This window comes from Pseudomonas fluorescens, assembly GCF_040448305.1.
GTDB classification, from domain to species: domain Bacteria; phylum Pseudomonadota; class Gammaproteobacteria; order Pseudomonadales; family Pseudomonadaceae; genus Aquipseudomonas; species Aquipseudomonas fluorescens_BH.
In genome coordinates, this window is sequence record NZ_CP148752.1 from 1,490,784 (window position 1) to 1,514,759 (window position 23,976).

Sequence of the window (23,976 nt, forward strand, 5' to 3'; positions counted from 1 at the left end):
CGCAATCCACTTCAAGGCATCCATCGACATTCGAGCGTCGAGCCTTGGTCGTCGATTCACGCCCACCACCACGCCAAACCTCTCTGCACTACCTTCTGAACTGGCTTTCTGGGCGCTGTGGCATTGCCGCCATGCGCGCCCGCCGGATTCCTGCTTTTTCCGCTGATTGTTCCTACATATTCCGCTCGATGGCGGGATTAAAGTGCGGGTGCTTTTGCGTACCCGTCTGACACGGAAAAAGAGAGTTCCCATGAGTTGTGCCACGACCTCGTTTGCCACCCAGCAAGAAGCCCTGACCTTTCTGGAGCAGAACCCGGATATTGAAATGTTCGAGCTGTTCATCCTCGACAACAACGGTGTGCCGCGGGGCAAGCTGCTGCATCGTGATGAGTTGTTGGCGGTGTATGAAAGCGGGCGGCCATTGCCGAGCACCATCCTCGGCCTGACCATCAACGGCGATGACGTGGAGAACTCCGGGCTGGTCTGGGATGTCGGTGATATCGACTGCCGCGCCTACCCGATCAGCGGCAGCCTCACGCGTATGCCGTGGCGCCTGATTCCGACGGCGGCCGTACAGGTCAGCATGCACCCGACGGAGGGAATGCCCGCCACTATTGCCGATCCCCGTCATCTGCTGGCGAAAGTCATCGAAGGTTTGCAGGCTGACGGTTATTACCCGGTCATGGCGGCGGAATTGGAGTTCTACCTGCTGGACCAACAACGCGACAGCAATGGCCGACCGCAACCGGCACGGGATGTCGATGGCGGGCGTCCGCGCGGCACCCAGGTCTACGGGTTGCGCGAGCTTGAGCAGATCGAACCATTCCTGGCCGATCTCTACAGCGCCTGCAAGCTCCAGGGGATTCCCGCGCGCACGGCCATTTCCGAATACGCGCCGGGGCAAGTGGAAATCACCCTCGAACACCGCACCGACGCGCTGCAGGCGATGGATGAAGCGGTGCGCTACAAGCGTCTGGTCAAGGGTGTGGCGCACAAACACGGCATGACAGCCTGCTTCATGGCCAAGCCTTTCGATGACCTGGCCGGCACCGGGATGCACATGCACGTGAGCCTGGCGGACAAGGACGGCAACAACCTCTTCGCCAGCGAAGCCCCGGATGGAACGCCACTGCTCAAGCAGGCCGTCGCCGGCATGCTCAGTACCTTGCTCGATTCGCTGTTGCTGTTCTGCCCCAACGCCAACTCCTACCGGCGATTCCAGGCCAACAGCTACGCGCCCCTGGCGGCCACCTGGGGCGTGGACAATCGCACCGTGAGCCTGCGCGTACCTGGCGGGCCGGCGTATTCCCGGCACATCGAACACAGAATCTGTGGCGCAGATGCCAACCCCTATCTGGCGGCTGCGGCGATTTTGGCCGGTATTCATCGCGGTATCCGCGAACAACTCGATCCCGGTGCGCCGGTGGAAGGCAATGGCTACGCCCAGGCTGCGAAACTGTTGCCGACCGACTGGCTGACCACTTTGCGATCGCTGGAAGGTTCGAGTTGGGCCAGGGAAGCCTTCGGCGGCGAATTCCTCGGCGTCTACCTGGCGGTGAAACGCGCTGAATATCGTCAATTCATGGGGGAGGTCGGTGAACAGGACTGGCGCTGGTATTTGCACCAGGCTTGAGTCGAATCTGAATCGGGGCTGAACCATTCTCAAATAGTCTGAAAGTGTCAGGCGGACTTAATAAGCCAACTAATTGTTGGCTTATTTTTCACAAAAAATTGATTGTTGGCTGCCTAAAATTACAGCTGTCTCGGTAAATGAAATTTTCACATTTGCCGAAGATACTTATTTTCAGGATCCGCCAAATATCATGCTTAAGATTAAAGCTGTGCGCCCTGAATGGGTGACACTGATTGCCAGCACGTTTTTGTTAGTTGGCTTCAATTACGTACTTTGGCAACACCTGTTCGAAATCACCGCATCCGATGGCAAAGGCATCGTCATGCGCGTGGCCTTCGGAGCGATGATCTTCGCGGCCTTCAACATTGTGCTGACCCTGCTGGCATTCCGGCCGGTGCTCAAACCGATCCTGACCCTGCTGTTCATGACCAGCGCGGGGGTGGCGTATTTCATGAGCCAGTATGGTGTTCTGATCGACACCGGCATGTTGCGTAACTTCGCTGAAACCAATGCCACGGAAGTGCGTGACTTACTGTCGCTCAAGTTGTTTGTGTATATTTTTCTGCTCGGCGTTTTGCCGTCCTGGCTGTTGTGGAAGACGCCGATTAATTATCGTCGTTGGCACCGTGAACTACTCAGTAAAGTTCTGGTGGTTTTTGCCTCGGCAGCAGTCATTGGTGGTGTTGCACTGGTTAACTATCAAGGACTGTCTTCGCTGTTTCGCAATCACCACGAGTTACGCCTGATGGTGGTGCCAAGCAACTACATTGGTGCCTCGGCTGGCTTCTTGCGCGAGCAGGTTGCGTCTGCACATCAGCCTTTTGTGAAGCTCGGTGAAGATGCCCGGCGCAATCCGGCCTGGCAAACTCACGGGCGCAAATCCCTGACGGTTCTTGTCGTGGGTGAAAGTGCCCGGGCGGAGAACTTCGGCATCCTTGGCTATAGCCGCGACACCACTCCGACACTGAGTAAGGAAGATGGCCTGATCGCATTCACCGATGTGCATTCCTGCGGTACTGAGACCGCCGTATCGGTGCCTTGCATGTTCTCCAATATGGGACGCAAGGACTACAACGCCAGCAAGGCAAAGAACGAAGAAGGCCTGCTGGACGTGCTCAAGCATGCGGGTATCGACGTGATCTGGCGTGACAACCAGTCAGGCTGCAAAGGTACGTGCGATCGCGTCACCGTTGACGACGTCAGCAATCTGAAGGACCCGGCGCTGTGCGCCAACAGCGAATGCCGCGACGAAATCCTGCTGCAAGGGCTACAGCATTTCATCGATACCCTGGACAAGGACACGGTATTGGTATTGCACCAGATGGGCAGCCACGGTCCGGAGTACTTCAAGCGTTATCCGAAAGAGTTCGAGCGCTTCACCCCGGTTTGCGAGAGTAATGCCCTGAACAATTGCAGTCGCGAAAGTATCGTCAATGGCTACGACAACACCTTGGTCTATACCGACCATGTGCTGTCGACCTTGATCGATCTGCTGCGCAGCAACCAGGACAAAGTGGATACCGCGATGCTGTATCTGTCGGACCACGGCGAGTCCCTGGGTGAATACAACTTGTTCCTCCACGGCACGCCTTACATGCTGGCACCGGAGCAGCAAAAGCATGTCGCCATGTTTGCCTGGTTCTCCGACAGCTATAAAAAGTCGTTTGCGGTAGACACCCACTGCCTGCAACAGAGCCGTGAAAAGCCCCTGAGCCAGGACAACCTGTTCCATTCGATGCTTGGGCTGCTGGAGGTCAACAGCAAGGTCTACAACCAGGATCTGGACATGTTTGCCGGATGTCGTGGTCCAGTGACCGACGGCGTGTTGGCCAAGGGTTGATTGCCTCTGACTCTGTTTCACGCAACGACCGCCGACCTGGCTTTTGGCCGGTGTTGGCCGGGCACGGTGATTCTCGCGACGGTTCCAGATGCTGGGTAAGACCAGCTAGCTCGGCTTTGTAGGACTATTCTTTATGTCACGCAGTAATTTTCGCTAACGCTCTTGTTCAGTGGATGCGCGGAAATCGCCGGGGGCGATATATACTGCGCGCCATTCTTCAAGGGAGAGCCGTGTGGCCATCGATATTCACTGGATTCGCGACAACGATAGCCTCGGACGGTTGTGCGCCGAGTGGCAACAGTTGCCATTCGTTGCCCTCGACACCGAATTCATGCGGGTCGACACCTTCTACCCGATCGCCGGCCTGCTGCAGATCGGTGATGGCGTTCGCGCCTATCTGATCGACCCGCTGACCATCGACAACTGGCAGCCATTGGCCGCGTTGCTGGAAAACCCGGCGGTGCTCAAGGTTGTCCACGCGTGCAGCGAAGACCTCGAAGTCCTGCTACGCCTGACCGGCAGCCTGCCGACGCCACTGTTCGATACGCAGTTGGCTGCCGCTTACCTGAACCTCGGTTTTTCCATGGGCTATTCGCGGCTGGTGCAGGAAGTGCTCGGCATCGACCTGCCCAAGGGTGAAACCCGTTCCGACTGGCTGCAACGTCCGCTTTCCGAAACCCAGATCAGCTATGCCGCCGAAGACGCCGTGCATTTGGCTGAAGTCTTCGTAAAGCTGCGTCCAAAGCTGTCTGACGAGAAATACACCTGGGTCCTGGAAGACGGCGCCGAACTGGTGGCCAACCTGCGCCGCGAGATCGACCCGTACGAGGTCTATCGCGATGCCAAGCTGGCCTGGAAGTTGTCCCGCGCTCAACTCGCCGTTTTGCGTGAGCTCTGCGCCTGGCGCGAAAAGGAAGCCCGGGTCCGCGACCTGCCGCGCAACCGGATTATCCGCGAGCATTCGTTGTGGCCGCTGGCGCGTACGCAACCGGATAACCTCGGTGCCCTGGCGAAAATCGAAGACATGCACCCGCGTACCGTGCGTCAGGACGGCGAGTTTCTGCTTGATCTGATCAAGCGCTCTGGCAGTGTGTCGCCTGATCAATGGCCGCCAGCCGTGCCGGAGCCGTTGCCGGTGGATGCCGCTGCGCTGCTCAAACAAATGAAGGCCATAGGCCAGGCCGAAGCCGAGCGCCTGAATATCGCGCCGGAACTGATGCTGCGCAAGAAAACCCTGGAAGCGCTGCTCAAGAGCGGCTTCCCCAATGGTCCCTACCAATTGCCTGATTCGCTGCGTGGCTGGCGCCGCGAATTGATGGGCCAGGCGCTGCTCGACAGCCTGGCCACCGCCGGAGAACAGCCTTGAAACGTATTTGTTCCATCTACCGCAGCTCGAAGCGAAACGAAATGTACCTGTATGTGCTCAAGAGCGATGCTCTGGAACGCGTGCCGGAACCCCTGATGGCAGCCTTCGGCAAGGCCATCCACGCGTTCGACCTGGTGCTGAGCCCCGAGCGCAAACTGTCGCGTGAGGACATCACGGTCGTGCTGGAAAATCTCGAAAAACAGGGTTATCACCTGCAAATGCCACCTGCTGAAGACGAGTACATCGAGCACTTGCCGGAAGAGTTGTTGCGTCGCAACGATCCGATGTGAGCGCCAGACAGGCTCTGTTCAGAGTGGTTATGAAACACTGATTGATTTTAGCGATGGCAGCATCGACGGAGCACTGCTCCGTCGGCGGCCGTCTGCACCGTTTTTGAAAGGTTTGAAGCATGCGCGTCCTGATTGCTGAACACGACCACCCGGTGTACGTCCAACTGTTGCGCGAGGCGGCACCGGACCTGGAGGTGCTGACCAGCGGTGATTCCGCCGAACTGGCCAGCCAGGCCGCCGATTGCCCGGTGTGGCTCGGCCAGCCTGATTTGCTGGCGACCCTGCTACGCCAGGGCCATCAACCGCAATGGCTGCAATCGACCTGGGCCGGCATCACGCCGCTGCTGGCCGATGGCTTGCCGCGGCACTATCGGCTGACCCGTGCAGTCGGAATCTTCGGCCAGGTCATGGCCGAGTACGTGCTCACGTACATGCTCGGTCACGAACGTGAAGTGCTGGCGCGACTGGTCAGCCAGGTCGAGCGCAAGTGGGACAGTCGCCATGGCCAGAGCCTGGCGGGGCGCAAGGTGTTGATCGTCGGCACCGGTGATATCGGCCAAAGTGTCGCGCAGTTCCTCGTACCGTTCGGCGTCGAGTTGTATGGCGTTGCCAGCAGCGCGCGGGAGCAGGCACCGTTTATCGAAGTCGGTTCACTGGCGGATCTGCCGCGGCTGGTCGGTGAAGTCGATTACGTGGTCAACCTGCTGCCGAACACGCCGGAAACCCACGATATCTACGACGCTGCGCTGTTCAAGCAATTCAAGCCGACCGGGTTGTTCATCAACGCCGGGCGCGGTGTGGCGGTGGTCGATGCGGATCTGGTGGATGCCTTGAAGGAAGGCCATCTGGCTGGCGCAGTAATCGACGTGTGCCGTCAGGAACCCCTGCCCCAGCGTCATCCGTTCTGGACGGCCTGGGGCTTACTGCTGACCGGTCACAGCTCGGCACCGACTTCGCCTTCGATGATGGTGAAGCTGTTTGTCGAGAACCTGCGGGCGTATCAGGCGGGAGAGGCGTTGCGCGGGGAAGTGGATTTCGATCGCGGTTACTGAAATCACCACTGCTCAATGTGGGAGCGAGCCTGCTCGCGATAGCGGTGTGTCATTCGCATTAACGTTGACTGACACGGCCTCATCGCGAGCAGGCTCGCTCCCACAGGGTTTTACGGTGGGGCTCAGAGGGTGAAATCACCTTCAGCCGCCAACTCGTTCAATGGGCGACGCGGGCTCGGTTCTTCTCGGGCTTGCAGGTAATCCGCCAGGCTCGCCTTGTCCCCCAGCTTGCCCACCGCGACGGCCGCGTGCAGGGCGTAGCCTTCAGGAATGTTCAGCTCCTTGCGGGTCAGCTCCTGGTCGAAGCCTGCCATGCCGTGGGTGTGCCAGCCGCTCAGGCTCGCTTGCAAGGCCAGGTGGCCCCAGGCGGAACCGGTGTCGAAGGTGTGCCATAGGGCCGGGGTTTCTTCGGTGGCGCCAGGCGCGGTGAAGGTGGTTTTCGAAATTACGATCACCAGGGCCGACGCATGTTGCGCCCAGCTGCGGTTGAATTCGTTCAGCAGGCCCAGGTAACGCTCCCAGCTCGGCGTGTCGCGACGTGCGTAGAGGAAGCGCCAGGGTTGCGAGTTGTAGGCCGAGGGTGCCCAGCGGGCGGCTTCGAAGAAGCTCAGCAGGGTTTCCTCTGCAATCGTTTCGCCAGTGAATGCGCGGGGCGACCAGCGATCGGTGAACTGAGGGTGAATGGCGTAATCGGCAACGCGTGGGTTGGCGCTCATCAAGAGATTCCTGGCTACGTTTGAAAGTGGGAGCAACACAAAACCCTACTGGGCAGCGCAAAAACTGACAAGCCCGTTCTACCGACAGTCGCCAATGCTTGGCCCACGGGGCCATGGGCACTAGACTGGCGGCCTTTTCACCACCTGATGTCGATACTCGAACCATGGCCGCCAAAGTAGAACCGTTCTGGATACGCAAGACCCTCGATCAACTCGATCAGGAGGAATGGGAGTCGCTGTGCGACGGCTGTGGATTGTGCTGCCTGCAAAAGCTTGAAGACGAAGACGACAACAGCGTCTATTACACGCGCATCGCCTGCAAGTTGCTGGACCTGAAAACCTGCCAGTGCAAGGACTATCCCAACCGTCGTGACTCCGTGCCGGACTGTATCCAGCTCACGCCGGGCAAGGCCGACGAATTCAAATGGCTGCCGCCGACCTGCGGCTATCGCCTGGTCAGCGAAGGCAAGGACCTGCCGTTGTGGCATCACCTGGTGTGTGGTGATCGCGATGCCGTTCATCACGAGCGGATCTCCCAGTCCGGGCGCATGCTCGCCGAAGGCAGCGTGCCGGAAGATGACTGGGAAGATCACCTGATTTTCCGCGCAGGCTGATTGCCTGAGGTTCATGGTTTCACGAAGGAGTGTGTATGGCTGTGGGATGGCGGCAGGCGTTGATCCTTGGATTACTGGTCGTGAATTCGCCCGCATGGGCTGCGAACAAGGTCAATCTGGATTACCACGTGCGCCTGTTGCCGCAGAGCGATCAGGCCGAAGTGCGCCTGACGCTCGCCCAGGGGGCGGCGGTACGCAGCCTGGATTTCAACCTCGGCGACGGCAGCCGCTACAGCGACTTCAAGGCTGACGGCCAATGGCAGCTGACCCCCGGTAAAACGGCGCGTGGTGTCTGGCGTCCGGCCGCCGACAAGGCCAGCCTGACCTACCGCGTGAACATCAGCCATAGCCGCAAGAATGGCAGTTTCGAGACGCGCATGACGCCAAACTGGGCGTTGATGCGCGGCGACGATCTGGTGCCGGTTGCCAGGCTCGATCAACAGGACGGCATCGAACTGGTTTCACGCCTTGAATTCGAACTGCCCGGTGGCTGGAAAAGCGTTGAAACCGCGTGGCCACGAATCGGCCCGAATAAATTCCGTATCGATAACCCTTCCCGACTGTTCGACCGGCCCACGGGCTGGATGCTCGCTGGCCAGCTCGGCAGCCGTCGTACTCGTCTGGGCGAGACCGAAGTCACTGTCGCCTCGCCGCTGGGGCAGGGCATGCGCCGTATGGATGTGCTGACGCTGCTGACCTTCGTCTGGCCGCAAGTGCAGGCGCTGTATCCGCGACACCCGGGCAAACTGCTGATCGTCGGGGCCAATGATCCCATGTGGCGCGGCAGCCAGTCGGCGCACGAGTCGATCTACCTCAACAGTCACCTGCCGTTGGTCAGCGAAAGCGGCACCAGTGCCCTGGTCCGCGAGTTGGCCCAGATGTTCGGGCGTATCAATGGCACCCGGCGCAGTGACTGGATCCGCGAAGGCTTTGCCGAGTATTACGCCATCGAACTGGTGCGCCGGGCCGGCGGCATGAGCGATGAACGCTACGAGAACCTGCACGGCAAACTGGTCAGGAGCAGCCAGAAGGTCACCACGCTGCGCGGTGAGCAGATCAACCCGGCACAGGTGGCCAGGGCGGTGGCGTTGCTGCAGGAACTGGACCGCGAGATTCGCCTGAAAACCCATAACAAGCGGTCGCTGGACGACGTGTTGCGCGGGGCGATGCGGCTGGGGGATATCGATACCCAGGCGTTTGTTCAGCTCAGCGAGAGCGTGATCGGTGGTTCTTCAAAGGTATTGAGTACCGAGTTGATTCAGTGAGTCCGTCATCGCGAGCTTGCTCCGGGCGGCGTTCCGACGATAGGGCCATCAGCCCCGCCGGACAAGCCTGATCAAACCCCGGCTTTCGGCGACTTCAAGGAGTCATTGCCGGTCACTGTCGCGGTTTTGGTCGCCGCCTCGGCATTGGCCTTCAACTGGCTCAGTTCTTCACCCGCCCGCTGGATTTTCGCCCGCACGTTATTCATGTCCTGACGGCCTTTCTCCAGCAGGCTTTTAGCCGAGCTGTGGCCGGTAATACCGCGCGCCAGCGCCACGCCGCCGATGGCCACCTGGATCAGGCCAAAGATCCCACCACGCCGCAGGCCCTTGCCCACCATCACCACGCCGCCAGCCAGGGAGCCAATGCGCTCCCAGCCCTGCACGTTCTGCTCGGAAGGGCTCTGGAACGGGGTGGATTCGATACGCTCGACGCGTTTGAGTTCGCTCATGGTCTGTCTCCAGGCTTCAGGGATCGATAGTCAAGCTGACAGCCGTGGCGGGCAGCTCGTTCAATCGGATGTGCGGCGATTAGCGGAATTTTGGCCCGGAGCGGGTATTGAGCCCCTTGGACATGCGGTCGTAGAGCACGACGTTGACCGTGGCGGCCAGGTTCATGCAGCCGGTGGTCGGAATGTAGACCACGTCTTCGCACCAGTCGCGAATTTCTTTATCCAGCGATCCGTCTTCCGGGCCAAAGATGTAGAGCGCGCGATCCGGGTGGGTGTATTCCGGCAACGGGCGGGCGCCGTCGACGAGTTCCACGGCGACGGGCACACAGTTGAGGGGCAGGATTTTCTTCAGGTCGTCGATGCCGATCAGCGGGATGTCGTAATGCACGCGCTTGGTATCGGTGACGAAGTCGGCGGCGCGCTCATAGCGCTTGCCGGTGTAGAACACCGACGCCACGCCATAACAGCCAGCGGCGCGCATCACCGAACCGACGTTCTCCGGTGATTTGGGGTTATACAAACCAATGCAGCTGTACCGTTTGTCTGCCACGAGCGGGGTGCCTTTCGGAAAAAAGCGCGATTATACGGGGATTGGGGCGGGGGTGTTCGGTTTGAGATTGGTGGTGTCTGAGCGATTGCTATCGCGAGCAGGCTCGCTCCCACAGTTGACCGAGGTGTCCTGACGGACGCAGAACAATGTGGGAGCGAGCCTGCTCGCGAAGGGGCCGGTTCAGGTACAGAAGAACTTCAGTCTTCTTTTTTCATGAGACCCGCCAACGCCGCAAACGGGTTGTGCGTGGCCTTGGCGATTTTCGGCGTGCTCAGCGAGCCTTCGTCGAAATACTGCTGGTCGGTGTAACGCGAGTGTTCATTATCGTGGCAGTACAGGCACAACAGCTCCCAGTTCGAGCCGTCCTGCGGGTTGTTGTCGTGGTTGTGGTCGCGGTGGTGCACGGTCAGTTCGCTCAGGCGCTTGCCGGAGAACTCACGGGCGCAGCGGCCACAGACGTGCGGGTACATCTTCAGGGCCTTGTCGCGGTAGCCCATTTCCTTGTCGCGCTGGTTGTCGGCAAGGATGCGGTCCAGCTTCGAAGTGTTGGTCGGGGTGGACGAACTCATGGGTTCACCTTTGTAGAAAGACTAATGACAGTTATAGGGTGAAGTTTAGCCTAGCCCTTGAGCTTCTCGGCAATCCAGATGGTGTGGCGGGTGCCCTTGTTGCCGTGGGCGAAGACCTGCACTTCCTCGGCCTTGAAGCCGGCTTTCTTCAGTTTGTCGGAAAATTGCCGGTCAGCGCTGGCCGACCAGACGGCCAGCACGCCTTTTGGTCTCAAGGCCTTGGCGCAGGCACTGAGGCCACCGGCGGAGTAGAGCCAGCTGTTGGCTTTCTGGGTCAGGCCCTCGGGACCGTTGTCGACGTCGAGCATGATCGCATCGAAACCCTGGGGTTCGGCTTGCAGGACTTTGGCCACGTCTTCCATGCGAATCACGGTCCGTGGGTCTTGAAGCGGGTTTCCGGCTTTCTCGCCGAGTGGCCCGCGATTCCATTCCACAACGCCTGGCACTAATTCAGCGACCACCACTTCGGCGGTCTTGCCCAAATGCTTGAGCGCCGAGGCGAGGGTGAAACCCATGCCCAGGCCGCCGATGAGTACCCGAGAATTCGGTCGGCCGGCAACCTTGCGACACGGAATTTCGGCCAGGGCATCTTCGGAACCGTGCATGCGCGTGTTCATCAATTGTCCGCCATCGCCGCCCTGGATCTTGATGACAAAATCCTCGCCGTATTCGAACAGGCACAGCGCGCCGCCGTTTTCAGGGATGGGGGTGGTGTCCAGCAGAACGAAACGTTTCATGGGGCTCACTTGAAGAAAATTGGCAGAACTCGGGAGGGCAAACAGACGCAGTTGGGAGTAGCCTGTTTATGACGACAAGGTCAACGGAGCCATTGATGAAGCGCACCATTCTAACGGTCATTGCCCTGGCCGCGCTCTCGATAACTGCAGTGCAGGCTCAACAGCTGCAATCGATTCCCGTCAGCCCCGCGCCGATACCCGGTTCACCCGGCACTGCGACGCCCACGCCGTACCCGCAGATCAGCCCGGCACCATTGCCTAAAGTCGGTCCCGGCAGTAGCGGTCCGCCGTTGGTGCCGATTGAAATGCCGAGCCCGCCGACCAAGGACCAGCCCGTGCCGGGCCTGGAACCCAATCCGCCGAAAGCCAAGTCGCCGGGCGGCTAGACCTGCTGCGAAAGCAGTTGGCCGTCGGCCATGCGCAGGCGTTTGGAGAGGGACACGGCGAGGGCGCGGATGATCTTGGCGGCGATTTTCGGTGCGTCGTTGAGCATCTTTTCCAGCGAGTCCTTGCCCAGGTTGAGCAACTGGCAGTTGCTCGCAGCCACGCAACTGGCCGAGCGCCGCTCGCCATCAAGCACGGCCATTTCGCCGAACGAGCGGCCGCTGCGCAACGTGGCAATGGTGACTCGTTGCCCGTCAGCGGTGGTTTTCTGCACCGCCACCTGACCGGTGTGGATGATGCACATGAAACTGCCCGCATCGCCCTCCTGGAAGATCTCTTCGCCCTGGGCAATGGTGCTGATACTGAAGTAGCCCGAAGCCGCGGCGAAGTCCGCCGGCAGCAGTTGATTGAACAGGCCGCAATCCATCAGCCAGTCGCGAATTTCGTTGTTCAGAAAGGTTGGTTCAGACATGTCGTCACGGTCTTTTTTGTAGTGTCTGTTGTTCCGGGTATTGATTGACCTTTGTAGGAGCGAGCCTGCTCGCGATGAGGCCGGCACATTCGATATTGATGTTGAATGCGCCACCGCTATCGCGAGCAGGCTCGCTCCCACAAGGGATACGGGTTGTATCGGCAACCAGTGTCCGGAATTAAGACCGGCACACCGCGCCAGGTTCCTCAGGCAATACCCAGTACCTTGAACAAAAATGCATATTCGAGTGCTACGTCACGCAATCCCTGATATCGACCGCTCATCCCGCCATGCCCGGCACCCAGCTCAGTCTTGAGCAGCAGGGGATTGCTGTCGGTCTTGGTCGCGCGCAATTTCGCCACCCACTTGGCCGCTTCCCAATACTGCACGCGGCTGTCGTTGTAACCGGCGATCACCAGGGTCGCCGGATAAGCTTGTGCGGTGACGTTTTCGTACGGGGCGTAGGCCTTGATCCGATCATGGACGTCCGGTTCTTCAGGGTTGCCCCACTCGTCGTATTCCGTCACGGTCAATGGCAGGTCAGGGTCGAGCATGGTGTTGAGTACGTCGACGAACGGTACTTCGGCGATGGCGGCGCCAAACAGTTGGGGCCGTTGATTGAGCACCGCGCCGATCAGCAAGCCACCGGCGCTACCGCCACTGATCGCCAACTGCGCTGCAGTGGTGAAGCCTTGGGCGATCAGGTGTTCGGCGCAGGCGATAAAGTCGCTGAAGGTGTTGTGCTTGTGCTCCTGCTTGCCGGCGCGATACCAGGCTTCCCCCAGTTCGCCGCCGCCACGCACGTGGGCAATGGCAAACGCCATGCCGCGATCCAGCAGGCTCAGGCGCGCATGGGAAAACCACGGGTCGAGGCTTTCGCCATAGGCACCATAGCCGTAGAGGTACAGCGGCACGGGTTTGCCCAGGTCTGTGCGTTTGATCACCAGGCTGATGGGCACTTGCGTGCCGTCCGGCGCAGTGGCCCACAGGCGCTGGCTGACGTAGGCGTCGGCATCGAACGGGCCGAGCACCGGGGTTTGCTTGAGCACTTTCTGCTCACTGGTCGCCAGTTCAAGCTGGCGGATTTGCGCCGGACGGTTCAACGCTTCGTAGCGCAGGCGAATCCGGTCGCTTTCGAACTCCAGGCTGTTTTGTACGTGCAGGCTATAGGCTGCGTCTGGCAGTTGCACGCGATAAGGCGCCAGGCCTTGCGGGTGAACTTCAATGACCGGCAAGCCGCCGACCCGCAGGCTGAGGGTCATGGCCCGGGTGTTCAGGCTGATGCCGTCGATCATCACCGTGTCGCTGTGGGGGATCAGGTTCTGCCAGTCGGCTTCGGTCGGCGCGGCGCCGGTATCGACAGCGGTGTACAAGGCGAAATTGATGCCGTCACGGTTGCTGCGAATGAACCAGGTCCTTTGACCGTCGAGTACACCGTGGTCGACGTCGTACTCATGATCCTCGACTCGTGGTGCGATGCAGGTAAAGGCTTGCTGCGGCTGGTTGGCGTCGAGGACCCAGGCTTCGCTGGTAGTCTTGCTGCCCACGGACAGCAGCAATTGCTGCTCGGAGCTTGAACGGTAGCAATGCATGAAGAAGCGACCGTCCGGCTCATGGAACACTTCTTCGGCCGCCGTGCCGTCCAGTCGATAGCGATACAGCTTGTGCGGGCGATGGGTATCATCCAGTTCGCCAAAGAACAGCGTCAGGCTGTCGTTGGCCCAGGTCATGCTGCCGTCGCAGTCCTGGAATTCCAGCTCGCTGACGCGGCCGTCGGACAATTCCTTCACGAACAGCGTGTAAATCTCGTCGCCACTGGAGTCGATGCTGTAGGCCAGACGCTGGTGGTCCGGGCTGATGCTGAACGCACCCAGGGAAAAGAAGCCGCCCTTGGCCAGTTCGTTAGGGTCCAGCAGCAGTTGTTCACGGCTTTCGTCGAGGGTCAGGCTGTCATCGGCCGGACGCGGACAGCGGTAGTGCCGGGCGTACTCATCGCCCGCCGTGGTGCGGGTGTAATACAGATACGGTCCCCACGGCGAGGGCAGGGACAGATCGGTCTCGAGAATCCGGCCCTTGATCTCTTCGAACAGGGTTTCACGCAGCTCGGCCTGGTCGGCGGTTTGCGCTTCCTGATAGCTGTTTTCGGCCTTCAGGTAGTCGAGCACTGCCTTGGTGTCGCGCTCTTGCAGCCAGGCATACGGGTCGGAGCCATCAGCCATGTGGGCAATCGGAGCGTCGTGAATGTTGGCGGATAGGGGCATGAAGGGCTCTCGAACAGTGTACGGAATAGGGGCTGGCAACCTGGATAGCGCCCAACAGTCAGGCATTGATGCAGCCTGACGGGCGAAAAGCCGTTATCATAAGCGCCTCTGTGCGACACGCGTAGCGTGTCTCCAAGACTTCGAGGTGTAGAGTCATCTTGAAGGGCTTCCGAAAGGAAGCCAAGAGCTTGGGTACCCAACCCCAAGAAACAAAACCCTCCCAGAAGTCCAATGCCTTCAAGGACTTGCCGCAGCGGCGGTGGCAAACTCAAGGTCGATTAGCGCTCGGTAGCTCGACCGCAGTACCAGATTTTCCGGTACTGGAGTGCCTACTACACATCAGCCCTGTTCAGGGCTAAACCCATGCGGGAGAGAATCCCCGCTGGGGTTCCCTCCTGCTTTTGAAACAGGAGGTAACAATTTCTTTGGGCATGCTGCCTCGGCAGTCCCTGCTCACATCAAACCGGAGACATGAGCGAAAGCTCTGTCTGTCATTGTCCATCTACCTTGCTCGCAAGGTGGCAGCGGACTCGTTGTGCGACCAACGATAGCCTAGGAAGACATGCGTCACTGGTAACGGTGAGGTGTGAAGCTCTTCTCACAATGTAGTCCCCGTCAGGGTGTGCTTTTGCCGCGAGGTAAAGCATAGATACTCGGAGCAGTGCCGGGTTGAGACGCTAGGCTGGTTGGTATGGGTAACGTAAGTGAACTGCTGATAAACGCCGTAATTATGAACAAGCCAAAACTGCTGTCAGGCTTGAGCCAAAAGGCACGTGGTCGGATACCTCTGTAGAGGCTTGAGGTACGTCGTCATAGGACCATCGGTGAAAAGGCAGGCCCTAAACCAATCGTGTGATAGGCAGGGAACGTGGTAAGCCCGTATGGCCGCCTTCGGGCAGGTGAACCGCAAGGGGATCTGTTGGCTGTGCGGGTATGGGATCGCAGAGAAAGCGAAAGCCGGGCTGTAATGGCTCGGATAGGGGTTGGGACATTACCTCACGGGAAACCGGGCAGACTTCTGCGTGGTCTTTCGTCGCATGAACTCTGACTGAACCTGTCTCAATGATCTTAGAGACCCGCAGTATTGGGCCTCCTACTAATCCAACCCTGACGGGAGCGTCCATTCCCGTCAGGGGATGCGTACGTCTTCTGCTCGGGGAAACTTGAGAGGAAGGCAGCATGATAGAGCACAGCCAAATGGCCGTGTCTGCGCTTTCCGGCACTCCGCAACAATGGCATGACATCGATTGGTGTCGTGTTCAGCGGAATGTTCGGGCAATGCAGGTGCGGATTGCGAAGGCTTGTCGGGAAGGCAAATGGCGCAGGGTGAAAGCCCTGCAACGGATGCTGACCCGCTCTCGATCGGCCAGATACTTGGCCGTACGGCGAGTCACTGAAAACCAGGGTAAGCGCACGGCGGGAGTCGACCGCGTGCTCTGGGATACACCCGACGCAAAATGGAAAGCGGCAAATGGGTTGAAGCGTCACGGATATAAACCACGACCTTTACGGCGTGTGTTCATTCCGAAGTCGAATGGGAAGGAACGCCCTTTGGGTATCCCAACCATGACTGACAGGGCTATGCAGGCGCTGTATTTGCTAGCTCTGGCACCCATTGCAGAAACCAAGGGCGATCCGAACAGCTACGGCTTCAGGATCGAACGCTCTACGGCGGATGCGATGGGACAGTTGTTTGTTTGCCTGTCCAAGAAGGTTTCGGCCCAATGGATACTGGAGGCGGACATACAAGGCTGCTTTGATCACATTAATCATGACTGGATGCTCGCCAACGTCCCTACGGACAAAGCGATTCTTCGGAAATGGTTGAAGGCTGGCGTGATTCATAAAGGCCAGCTACAGGCAACGGATGCTGGTACGCCACAAGGCGGGATTATCTCGCCTACCTTGGCAAATATGGCGCTCGATGGTCTGGAAACACAGCTCAAGCAGTATCTGGGCGTGACAAGGGCCAGAAAGCTGAAGATCAACGTGGTGCGGTATGCGGATGATTTTGTGATTACTGGAAACTCGAAAGAGGTACTGGAAAGCGAAATCAGACCTTGGGTGGAGCAATTCCTGGCAGTACGCGGGTTGCAGTTATCCCCTGAGAAAACACATATCGTCCATACCGATCAAGGCTTCGACTTTCTGGGTTGGAATTTCCGTAAGTACGACGGGAAGCTTCTGATCAAACCGAGTAAGAAGAACGTCAAGGCGTTCTATCACAAGGTGAAGGAGGTCATCGACGCCAACAAGATGGCGAAGCAGGAGTATTTGATTCGATTGCTCAATCCCATCTTGAAAGGCTGGGCGCTGTATCACCAGCCTGTAGTAGCCAAGCAGGCCTACAGCCGCATGGATAATTTGTTGTTTTATGCTCTATGGCGTTGGGCAAAGCGGCGGCACCCGAACAAGTCACTGCAATGGATCGGGAAGAAGTATTTCCGAACTCAAGGAAGCAGAAGTTGGGTGTTTGCCACCACGATGTTGGAGGAAAACGGGACAAAAAAGGAGGTCGCTCTGTATTCGCTTGCGAGTACACCGATCGAACGACACAGGAAGGTTAGTGGGGAGTACAACCCCTTCGACCCTTCCATGGAAGAAATGGGCGAGAAGCTGCGGACGGCACAGATGCTGAAAAAGCTGAAGTATCGCAAACAGATTCTCAGTCTCTATCAAAGCCAGAAAGGACTGTGTCTGATGTGCAAACAACCGATTACGAAGGAAACGGGATGGCATGACCATCACATTATCCACCGCACTCATGGCGGTAGAGACACCCTGGATAACCGGGTACTATTGCATCCTATTTGTCACCAACAGCTTCACAGCCGTGGATTGACAGTGAACAAACCGGCTCCGCAAGGGGCTTTCTAAAGACTTGAGCCGTATGCGTTGAAAGGCGCACGTACGGTTCTTAGGGGGAGGCAGGCCAGTAATGGCCTGTCTCTACCCGACTTGCCTGCCTTGCCATGGACACCATGACCGAGAACGACTATCTGATCGCTTGGGGCCTCTACGCCTTCGCCGCTTTGGGCTGCCTGTTGGTGTGGATGCGCTTGACCCGCTGGATGTGGCGTTGGCTGCGTGAGCCATTGCGGCTGGCGATGGTCGTGCTGCTGTTCAGCCCGACCATCATCGACCCGGTCAAGGATAAAGTCGCACCGGCCATCGCCATTACCGCGCTCGACCTGCTGTTCAAGGTCGGCAATAACGCCTGGCGGGCGATTTCCGATCTGTTGATGTACGGCATGATCGCGTTCGGCCTCTATCTGGTGCTGGTGGCGATCCGTTTCCCCATCGAGCGCGCCTCGAACGCCCGCAAGGAGCGTGAGGCTGTCACCCAAGCCGCCGTCCGCGCTGACGAGCCCGAGGATGATCAACCGTTCGGCGGTGCCGGCGATGATCGTTACGGTCGTCCACCTGTGCCGAGCAGCCCTCAGCGGATGCGAGTCGAACCCCGTCTGTAACCTTGCCCCTGCGATTGAGCGAGAGTCCGAGCATGTGTGAGTTATTGGGCATGAGCGCCAATGTCCCGACCGATATCGTGTTCAGCTTCACCGGGCTGATGCAGCGCGGCGGACGCACCGGCCCGCACCGCGATGGCTGGGGCATTGCCTTCTATGAAGGCCGTGGGCTGCGGTTGTTCCAGGATCCGGCGGCGAGCTGCGAGTCGGAAGTCGCGAACCTGGTGCAGCGCTATCCGATCAAGAGCGAAGTGGTGATCGGGCACATCCGCCAGGCCAACGTCGGCAAGGTCTCCCTGTCCAACACGCATCCGTTCGTCCGTGAGCTGTGGGGGCGCAACTGGTGTTTCGCCCATAACGGCCAATTGGCGGACTTCCAGCCAGTGGCCAGTTTCTATCGCCCGGTTGGCGATACCGACAGCGAAGCGGCGTTCTGCGATTTGCTCAACCGTGTGCGTGCGGCGTTCCCCGAGCCGGTCGAGGTCGAAGCATTGCTGCCGGATCTGGTGGCCGCTTGCGCCGAATACCGCAGCAAAGGCGTATTCAACTGCCTGCTCAGCGACGGCGACTGGCTGTTCTGCTATTGCTCGACCAAACTGGCGCAAATCACCCGGCGCGCACCGTTTGGCCCGGCGCGCTTGAAAGATGTCGACGTGATCGTCGATTTTCAGGCCGAAACCACGCCGAACGATGTGGTCACCGTCATCGCCACCGAACCCCTGACCGAAAACGAAACCTGGACCCGTTACGAACCGGGTCAATGGAGCCTGTGGCGACGCGGCGAATGCGTCAGCCAGGGCCAGACCTCATAAGGATTCAACCCCCATGTTGCTCAGTTATCTACGGCTGGTGTTGTTTGCGGCGGGCCTGTTGATCGGTGTCCAGGTGCCGGGCTTCATCAGCGATTACGCCAAGCGGGTAGAGGCGCATCTGATCGAGGCGCAAGCCGGGTTGAGTGGCTTTCAGAACACCGCCAATCAGTTCTTCAAGGGTGACATGCAGGCCCTGGTGGCCCACTACCGCGCCAGCGAAGACCCGATCTTTCGCAGCGATGCCGACAGCCTGGGCAACCTGCTGACCCGTCAGGTGGCGTTGGACAAGCAATTCCAGGCGATGCAGGGTCCGTGGTACATCCGCTTCCTGCAAGTGGTGTTGGCCGCCGATCCGGATATCCGCAAGGAAACCTGGAATGGCTACAGCTACCAGATCCTGTTGACGCCCGAGTCGATGGTCTGGGGCATGAGCGGCGCGTTGCTGCTGTCGTTCGGGATCGAGTGCCTGTTCCGTCTGATCGACTGGGTGGTGCTGGGCGGCAAGCGTCTGCGCCAGAGCCGGCCGATCGAAGAGCGGGATTTACGCGGCTTGTAACACCGGCGAACGTCAAGGAGCCGGCAAGCCGGCTCCTTGCTTGATTACCAATCGATCGAATAGGTCATGCTCAAGGTACGGCCTTCGGCGTTGGGGAATGGCGCTCTGGCGTTGGCCTGGGCGAACAGGTTGACGTACGTGCGGTCGGTCAGGTTGTACACCCCGCCTTCCAGGCGACCGACCGGCAAGTACACGGAGCCGAGCAGGTCCACCAGCGTATAGCCTTCGATGTCGCGCCCGTTGTTGTCCTTGGCGGCAGCGTCGTAACTGGACAGGTGCATGCCTTGCAGGCGCAGGGTGTAGTCGTCTTCGGCGTAGCCGACGAACAGCGTGGTTTTGGCCGGTGAAATGCGTGTCGCCGGCAGATCGATCCATTTCCCGTTCTGCTGGGTCTCGCCTTTGGCCCAGGCATAGGTGCCACCCACCGACCAGTGATCGGTCGCGAGGTAGGTCAGGCTGTTTTCGATGCCGCGAACCCGCTCCTTTTGGTTGATCAGACGCAAGACACGGTCATTGGCATCGTAGAACTGAGTCACGTCCGAGGTGTTTTCATAGACGGTGACGTCGGCCTGCCACCGGTCCCAGTCACCGCGCCAGCCCAGCTCGTAGCTGTCGACCTTGATGGCCTGAGCGTTGAGGCTCTGGATGTCGAAGGTGCTGTTCACGTCACGCAAGAAGCGCTGGATGTCCGGCAGCGAAAACCCCTGGCTGTAATTGGCGAAGACGTCCTGATGTTCGCTCAGGTGATAGACCGCGCCCAGGTTATAGAGCGTGGCATCGTATTTGAGGGTGTCGCCGGGCAGGATGGCACGTACGCCGGTCTGGACGATCTGACCGTAGGCGATGCTGTCGGAAACCTCGCTTTCGATCCATTCGCGGCGCACACCGCCACGCAAGGTCCAGTCACCGATGTCCCAGGACATCTGCCCGAACAGCGCCTTGGTGGTGGTTTCGATATCCGGGCCCATCTCGTAAGTGGTGCCAGTCTTGGTGTAGGTCAGCCCTTTGAGGGTGTATTGGTCACCGCGCTGGCGGGAGCGTTCGTGATCATAGTCGGCGCCCCAGATCAGGTTGCCCGTGGCGCTGCCGATGGCCGGCAACGGCGTGTCGATGGCCGCACGCAGGCCATACACATCCTGCACGCTGTTGTTGTCGGCGATCCCGGCCTTGCCCCGCGACAGGTCCGGGAAGAACAGCGCGTCGGCCCGGCGCCAGTAGCTTTCCAGTTGCAGGCCCTGACCGTAGAAGTCGTTGTCGGTGTAGTTGAGGTTGGCCGCCTGGTTATGGGTGTAGGGCTGGTCGTCGAGTTTCAGTCCTTTGACCGCCTCGGCCTCTTGCAGGTTTTTCGGGTTTTTTGTGTAGTCAGTGTCCTGCTGGTCCTTGTAGTCCTGCAGCGACAGGCTGAGTTTTTTATCGGCATCCAGTTCGTAACCGAAACGACCTTGCAGGTCATAGGTGTCGGTGTCCATGTTGCTGCCCTGGGACGTGTCCTGAGGGATGCGATTGCCATTGCCGTCGTACTGGTCGTTGCGCTGGGTCAGGTCGGCGGACACGTACCAGTCCAGGGCATCCTTGCGCCCGGTCGCACTCTGAAATGCCTCGTAGGCGAAACCCTTGCTGTTGAGGTTATTGCCGGTGGTCAAGCCCAGTTTGCTGCTGTAGGCAAGGTCCTGACCCTGATTGCGCTTGGTGATGATGTTGATGATGCCGCCCGAAGCACCGGCGCCATAAATGCTGCTGGCGCCGGAAACCACCTCGATGCGTTCGATACTGGCCGGTGCGATGCTGTTGAGCTGGCGGAAGTTGTCACGCGTGGCGTTCTGCGACACGCCGTCGATCAACACCAGCATGTTGCGCCCGCGCAGGGTCTGGCCGAAGTTGCTCATCCCGCCGCTGGACGGCGCCAGGCCGGGAACCAGTTGCCCCAGAATGTCGGAGACCCGACGCCCGGCGCCACTCTGTTGGCGGATCTGTTGTTCGTCGATCACCTGGACCGAGCCTGGAATCGAGGCAATGGTCGCTTCGCTGCGCGTCGCGGAAACGACGGTGGCTTGCATGTTCAATGTGCCGGGTTGCTGCTCGGTGTCTTCGGCCCAGGCCTGGGCGCTGACGGATCCGAGCAACGGAATCAACAGGGAAAGTTTGGTTCGGGTCATGAATTAGTCTTTTTTTAGTCGTGAGCCAGAAACTGTTACCCAGGCCCAGGGCAAAACCCTGCTGGCTTGGAGACACGGTGTTGGCGATCAGTGCATAGGCGAGGGGGAGCAGCGCAGCGCGGCGCGCTCCAGGGCATTGCTCAAATGGTCGAGGGTGATGCGGTGGGATTGCAAAGCCTGAGTGACGAGGGCTTCGCTCCGGTGTGAGAGCAGTTGCCGCTGTCTAGACGTGTAAGCGCGCATCAAGTCCGATTCCTTCTGGACGGTGGTTTAGCTGAATGCGCGCAGAGAATACATTTTCAAAATATTAATGCAAATGATAGTAATTGCTTCTTGCGTGGAGGGGCGCGCCTTTTCAGAGGCCGGCCAGGGGTTTGCTCAAAACCATGTAATGCTCGCCTACCTTCTGCGCATAGTGCTCCACCACGTGCTGACACAGCGTCACGATCTCTTCGACCATCTCTGCGCCGACCCGCCATGACACCACCACTTGCAGGTTGGGCGGGCGTTGGTCGATGGCCAGCAAGGTCAATTCCCCCCGCTCCAGTTCCTCGGCCACCAGCACCGGTGGCAATGCGCCGATGCCGAAACCGTCGCGCAACAAACGGGTTATGGCCGACACCGAATTCACGCAATTGAGTCGCGGTGTCATGACACCGTTGGCCTGCATCAGTGCCAGCACTTCCTGATGCGGATGGGAGTTTTTCGAATAAGTGATGATTCGCTCACGCGCCAGTTCGGCGACGTTCGTGTAATGGCGGTTGTAGATCGAGTTGCTGGCGACGATCCAGCCCATGGGGTGGCTGGCCAGTTCCAGGCTGCGCACGCTTTCCTGGCGCAGCAGGTCGGTTTGCAGGATCACGTCAAGAAAGCCTTTTTGCAGCTGATCGCAGAGGTTCAGCGAGGTATCGGCCACCAGCTCGATTTCCACCAGCGGGTAGTGATCGGTCATCTGCGCCACCAGCGGGCTGAGCCAGGTGTGGATCACCGTGTCCATCACGCCGATGCGCACCCGTCCGGCCTTGCTCGAACGGGTCTCGATCGACTGCTTGAGTGCCTGCATGGTGTCCATCATCTGCTCGGCGTAATCGAGCACTTTGAGGCCTTCGGGTGTCAGGCTCACGCCGCGCGAATCCCGCAGAAACAGCTTCACCCCGAGCTCGCCTTCAAGCACTGCGATGCGGCTGGAAATCGAAGCCTGGGTGGTGAAGAGCTTGTCGGCGGTCAGGCGAAAACTCTTGAGTCGGGCAACCCAGACGAAGGTCTCGAGAAACTTCAGGTTCATGGGATAAAGATTTCTTATGTCTAAGGCGGGTTTTTATTAGTTGGACGCAGCAGGGGCGCGCGTCCAAAAATCGGCGCATCCGGTTCCCACGATAGGCGTCGTCGGGGCTCAGAACAATACCAATAAAATCAGCGCGGAGATTTGCCATGAGTGCGCCCGACACCACCGCCATTCCGAAAGCCTCGGCCCGCCCGGGACCTTTCGACTGGTATCGCAACATCAATCAGCAGGAACGCCGCACCTTCTGGAGCTGCAAGATCGGCTATGGCCTGGACGGCATGGACACCCAGATGCTCAGCTTCGTGGTGCCGACCCTGATTGCCATGTGGGGCATCACCACCGGCCAGGCCGGGCTGATTCACACCAGCACGCTGATCGCTTCGGCCATCGGTGGCTGGGTGGCGGGGATTCTCTCCGACCGCATTGGTCGTGTGCGCACCTTGCAACTGACGGTGCTGTGGTTTGCCTTCTTCACCTTCCTCTGCGGCTTTGCCCAGAGCTACGAGCAACTGCTGATTGCCCGGACCCTGATGGGCTTCGGTTTCGGCGGCGAGTGGACGGCCGGTGCGGTGCTGATTGGCGAAGTGATTCGTGCCCAGGACCGTGGCAAGGCCGTTGGCATGGTGCAATCCGGCTGGGCGCTGGGTTGGGGGCTGACAGCGATTCTGTATGCGCTGCTGTTCTCGGTGTTGCCACCGGAAGACGCCTGGCGCGCGCTGTTCATCCTCGGCATCGTGCCGGCAGTTTTCGTGATATTCGTCCGCCGTCTGGTCAAGGACCCGGAAATCTATCGTGAAGCCAAGGCTAAACAGGAGCCGAGCAACCCGTCGAAGTTCTATGAGATCTTCGCCCCCGGCATGCTCTTCACCACGATTCGCGCTTCGTTGCTGACCACCGGCGCGCTGGGCGGTTACTACGCGATCACGTCCTGGCTACCGACGTTTCTGAAAAACGAGCGCGGTTTGAGCGTACTCGGCACTGGCGGTTATCTGGCGATGGTGATCATCGGGTCCTACGTCGGTTATGTCATCAGCGCCTATTTGACCGACATCCTCGGACGTAAAAAGAACTTCATCCTGTTCGCCGTGGGCTCGTTCACCATTGTGTTGCTGTACACGCAACTGCCGGTCAGCAACGGCGTGATGCTGTGGCTGGGCTTTCCGCTGGGCTTCTTCGCCTCGGGGATCTTCAGTGGTATGGGCGCATTCCTGACCGAATTGTTCCCTACACGCATTCGCGGTTCGGGCCAGGGTTTTTGCTACAACATCGGCCGGGCGCTGGCGGCGTTGTTCCCGCTGCTGATCGGCCTGCTCAGCCAGACCGTGCCGCTGAGTGTAGGCATCGGTGCCTTTGCGGCGGTTTCCTACGGCGTGGTGATCCTCGCGGCCCTGAGTTTGCCGGAAACCCGTGGCAAGCAACTCGACGCCCAGTAACTGATAACCTGCGGGGCTGTCTTATAGATATGTCCCGCAGCTGAAAAGAATAAAGCCTACAGGAGTGTT

Annotated in this window: 22 protein-coding genes; 13 read left to right on the forward strand and 9 right to left on the reverse strand. The window is 59.3% G+C overall.

Annotated elements, in window-relative coordinates; genetic code table 11:
* Window positions 1-250 precede the first annotated feature (250 nt).
* The 5 genes from WHX55_RS06755 (at window position 251) to WHX55_RS06775 (ending at window position 6,181) form a co-directional block, all read left to right on the forward strand.
* Window positions 251-1,633: a glutamine synthetase family protein gene (locus WHX55_RS06755; protein ID WP_353742268.1), complete on the forward strand. Its 1,383-nt coding sequence runs from the start codon at window positions 251-253 to the stop codon at window positions 1,631-1,633.
* 190 nt (window positions 1,634-1,823) lie between these two features.
* Window positions 1,824-3,473, forward strand: a complete 1,650-nt coding sequence (locus WHX55_RS06760) for a phosphoethanolamine--lipid A transferase (protein ID WP_353742269.1) — start codon at window positions 1,824-1,826, stop codon at window positions 3,471-3,473.
* A 232-nt stretch (window positions 3,474-3,705) separates the two neighbouring features.
* Window positions 3,706-4,839 (forward strand): ribonuclease D, encoded by a 1,134-nt coding sequence (gene rnd / locus WHX55_RS06765; protein WP_150755678.1) that lies wholly within the window; start codon window positions 3,706-3,708, stop codon window positions 4,837-4,839.
* On the forward strand, window positions 4,836-5,129 hold the full coding sequence (locus WHX55_RS06770; RefSeq protein WP_033041871.1) for a YcgL domain-containing protein: 294 nt from the start codon (window positions 4,836-4,838) through the stop codon (window positions 5,127-5,129). Before rnd ends, WHX55_RS06770 begins: the two co-directional genes overlap by 4 nt.
* Window positions 5,130-5,248: 119 nt before the next feature.
* Window positions 5,249-6,181 (forward strand): D-2-hydroxyacid dehydrogenase, encoded by a 933-nt coding sequence (locus tag WHX55_RS06775; protein WP_353742270.1) that lies wholly within the window; start codon window positions 5,249-5,251, stop codon window positions 6,179-6,181.
* A gap of 122 nt (window positions 6,182-6,303) precedes the next feature.
* Here WHX55_RS06775 and WHX55_RS06780 read toward each other — a convergent pair whose 3' ends face one another.
* A complete protein-coding gene (locus tag WHX55_RS06780; RefSeq protein ID WP_353742271.1) occupies window positions 6,304-6,897 on the reverse strand; it encodes a nitroreductase family protein in 594 nt (197 codons plus the stop codon).
* Between the two features lie 164 nt (window positions 6,898-7,061).
* On the opposite strand from WHX55_RS06780, the gene WHX55_RS06785 reads away from it, so the two are divergent.
* Window positions 7,062-7,511: a YcgN family cysteine cluster protein gene (locus WHX55_RS06785; RefSeq protein WP_095945369.1), complete on the forward strand. Its 450-nt coding sequence runs from the start codon at window positions 7,062-7,064 to the stop codon at window positions 7,509-7,511.
* Window positions 7,512-7,546: 35 nt separating this feature from the next.
* Window positions 7,547-8,776, forward strand: coding sequence for a hypothetical protein (locus WHX55_RS06790; RefSeq protein ID WP_353742272.1), 1,230 nt, complete (start codon window positions 7,547-7,549; stop codon window positions 8,774-8,776).
* Between the two features lie 71 nt (window positions 8,777-8,847).
* On the opposite strand, the gene WHX55_RS06795 is transcribed toward WHX55_RS06790, so the two are convergent.
* The 4 genes from WHX55_RS06795 to WHX55_RS06810 all read right to left on the reverse strand — a co-directional run bounded on the left by WHX55_RS06795 (window position 8,848) and on the right by WHX55_RS06810 (window position 11,081).
* Window positions 8,848-9,225: a DUF2892 domain-containing protein gene (locus WHX55_RS06795; RefSeq protein ID WP_056721330.1), complete on the reverse strand. Its 378-nt coding sequence runs from the start codon at window positions 9,223-9,225 to the stop codon at window positions 8,848-8,850.
* Between the two features lie 79 nt (window positions 9,226-9,304).
* A complete protein-coding gene (locus tag WHX55_RS06800; protein WP_150724345.1) occupies window positions 9,305-9,775 on the reverse strand; it encodes an RNA methyltransferase in 471 nt (156 codons plus the stop codon).
* A gap of 197 nt (window positions 9,776-9,972) precedes the next feature.
* Window positions 9,973-10,344, reverse strand: coding sequence for a YajD family HNH nuclease (locus tag WHX55_RS06805; RefSeq protein ID WP_007898702.1), 372 nt, complete (start codon window positions 10,342-10,344; stop codon window positions 9,973-9,975).
* A 50-nt stretch (window positions 10,345-10,394) separates the two neighbouring features.
* Window positions 10,395-11,081: a hypothetical protein gene (locus tag WHX55_RS06810; protein WP_046043858.1), complete on the reverse strand. Its 687-nt coding sequence runs from the start codon at window positions 11,079-11,081 to the stop codon at window positions 10,395-10,397.
* Window positions 11,082-11,176: 95 nt separating this feature from the next.
* On the opposite strand from WHX55_RS06810, the gene WHX55_RS06815 reads away from it, so the two are divergent.
* On the forward strand, window positions 11,177-11,467 hold the full coding sequence (locus tag WHX55_RS06815; RefSeq protein WP_353742273.1) for a hypothetical protein: 291 nt from the start codon (window positions 11,177-11,179) through the stop codon (window positions 11,465-11,467).
* Here the strand turns inward: WHX55_RS06815 and WHX55_RS06820 are convergent.
* Window positions 11,464-11,937, reverse strand: a complete 474-nt coding sequence (locus tag WHX55_RS06820; protein ID WP_150724348.1) for a cyclic nucleotide-binding domain-containing protein — start codon at window positions 11,935-11,937, stop codon at window positions 11,464-11,466. The genes WHX55_RS06815 and WHX55_RS06820 overlap by 4 nt on opposite strands.
* Before the next feature lie 206 nt (window positions 11,938-12,143).
* Window positions 12,144-14,198 (reverse strand): S9 family peptidase, encoded by a 2,055-nt coding sequence (locus tag WHX55_RS06825; RefSeq protein WP_353742274.1) that lies wholly within the window; start codon window positions 14,196-14,198, stop codon window positions 12,144-12,146.
* Between the two features lie 1,179 nt (window positions 14,199-15,377).
* Between WHX55_RS06825 and ltrA the strand changes: the two genes are divergently transcribed.
* The 4 genes from ltrA (at window position 15,378) to WHX55_RS06845 (ending at window position 19,033) form a co-directional block, all read left to right on the forward strand.
* Window positions 15,378-17,075 carry a group II intron reverse transcriptase/maturase gene (gene ltrA, locus WHX55_RS06830; RefSeq protein WP_353742275.1) on the forward strand — a complete coding sequence of 566 codons (1,698 nt, stop codon included), beginning with the start codon at window positions 15,378-15,380 and terminating at the stop codon, window positions 17,073-17,075.
* A 95-nt stretch (window positions 17,076-17,170) separates the two neighbouring features.
* Window positions 17,171-17,668: an MFS transporter gene (locus WHX55_RS06835; RefSeq protein WP_150724350.1), complete on the forward strand. Its 498-nt coding sequence runs from the start codon at window positions 17,171-17,173 to the stop codon at window positions 17,666-17,668.
* Window positions 17,669-17,700: 32 nt separating this feature from the next.
* On the forward strand, window positions 17,701-18,477 hold the full coding sequence (locus WHX55_RS06840) for a class II glutamine amidotransferase (protein WP_150724351.1): 777 nt from the start codon (window positions 17,701-17,703) through the stop codon (window positions 18,475-18,477).
* Between the two features lie 13 nt (window positions 18,478-18,490).
* Window positions 18,491-19,033 carry a DUF2937 family protein gene (locus WHX55_RS06845; RefSeq protein WP_150755685.1) on the forward strand — a complete coding sequence of 181 codons (543 nt, stop codon included), beginning with the start codon at window positions 18,491-18,493 and terminating at the stop codon, window positions 19,031-19,033.
* A 44-nt stretch (window positions 19,034-19,077) separates the two neighbouring features.
* On the opposite strand, the gene WHX55_RS06850 is transcribed toward WHX55_RS06845, so the two are convergent.
* Together WHX55_RS06850 and WHX55_RS06855 are read right to left on the reverse strand one after the other, a co-directional pair.
* Entirely contained in the window at window positions 19,078-21,189 is a 2,112-nt protein-coding gene (locus tag WHX55_RS06850) for a TonB-dependent receptor (RefSeq protein ID WP_150755686.1), read from the reverse strand.
* A gap of 355 nt (window positions 21,190-21,544) precedes the next feature.
* On the reverse strand, window positions 21,545-22,474 hold the full coding sequence (locus tag WHX55_RS06855) for a LysR family transcriptional regulator (RefSeq protein WP_150724354.1): 930 nt from the start codon (window positions 22,472-22,474) through the stop codon (window positions 21,545-21,547).
* A gap of 146 nt (window positions 22,475-22,620) precedes the next feature.
* On the opposite strand from WHX55_RS06855, the gene WHX55_RS06860 reads away from it, so the two are divergent.
* A complete protein-coding gene (locus WHX55_RS06860; protein ID WP_150755687.1) occupies window positions 22,621-23,907 on the forward strand; it encodes an MFS transporter in 1,287 nt (428 codons plus the stop codon).
* Window positions 23,908-23,976: the final 69 nt, after the last annotated feature.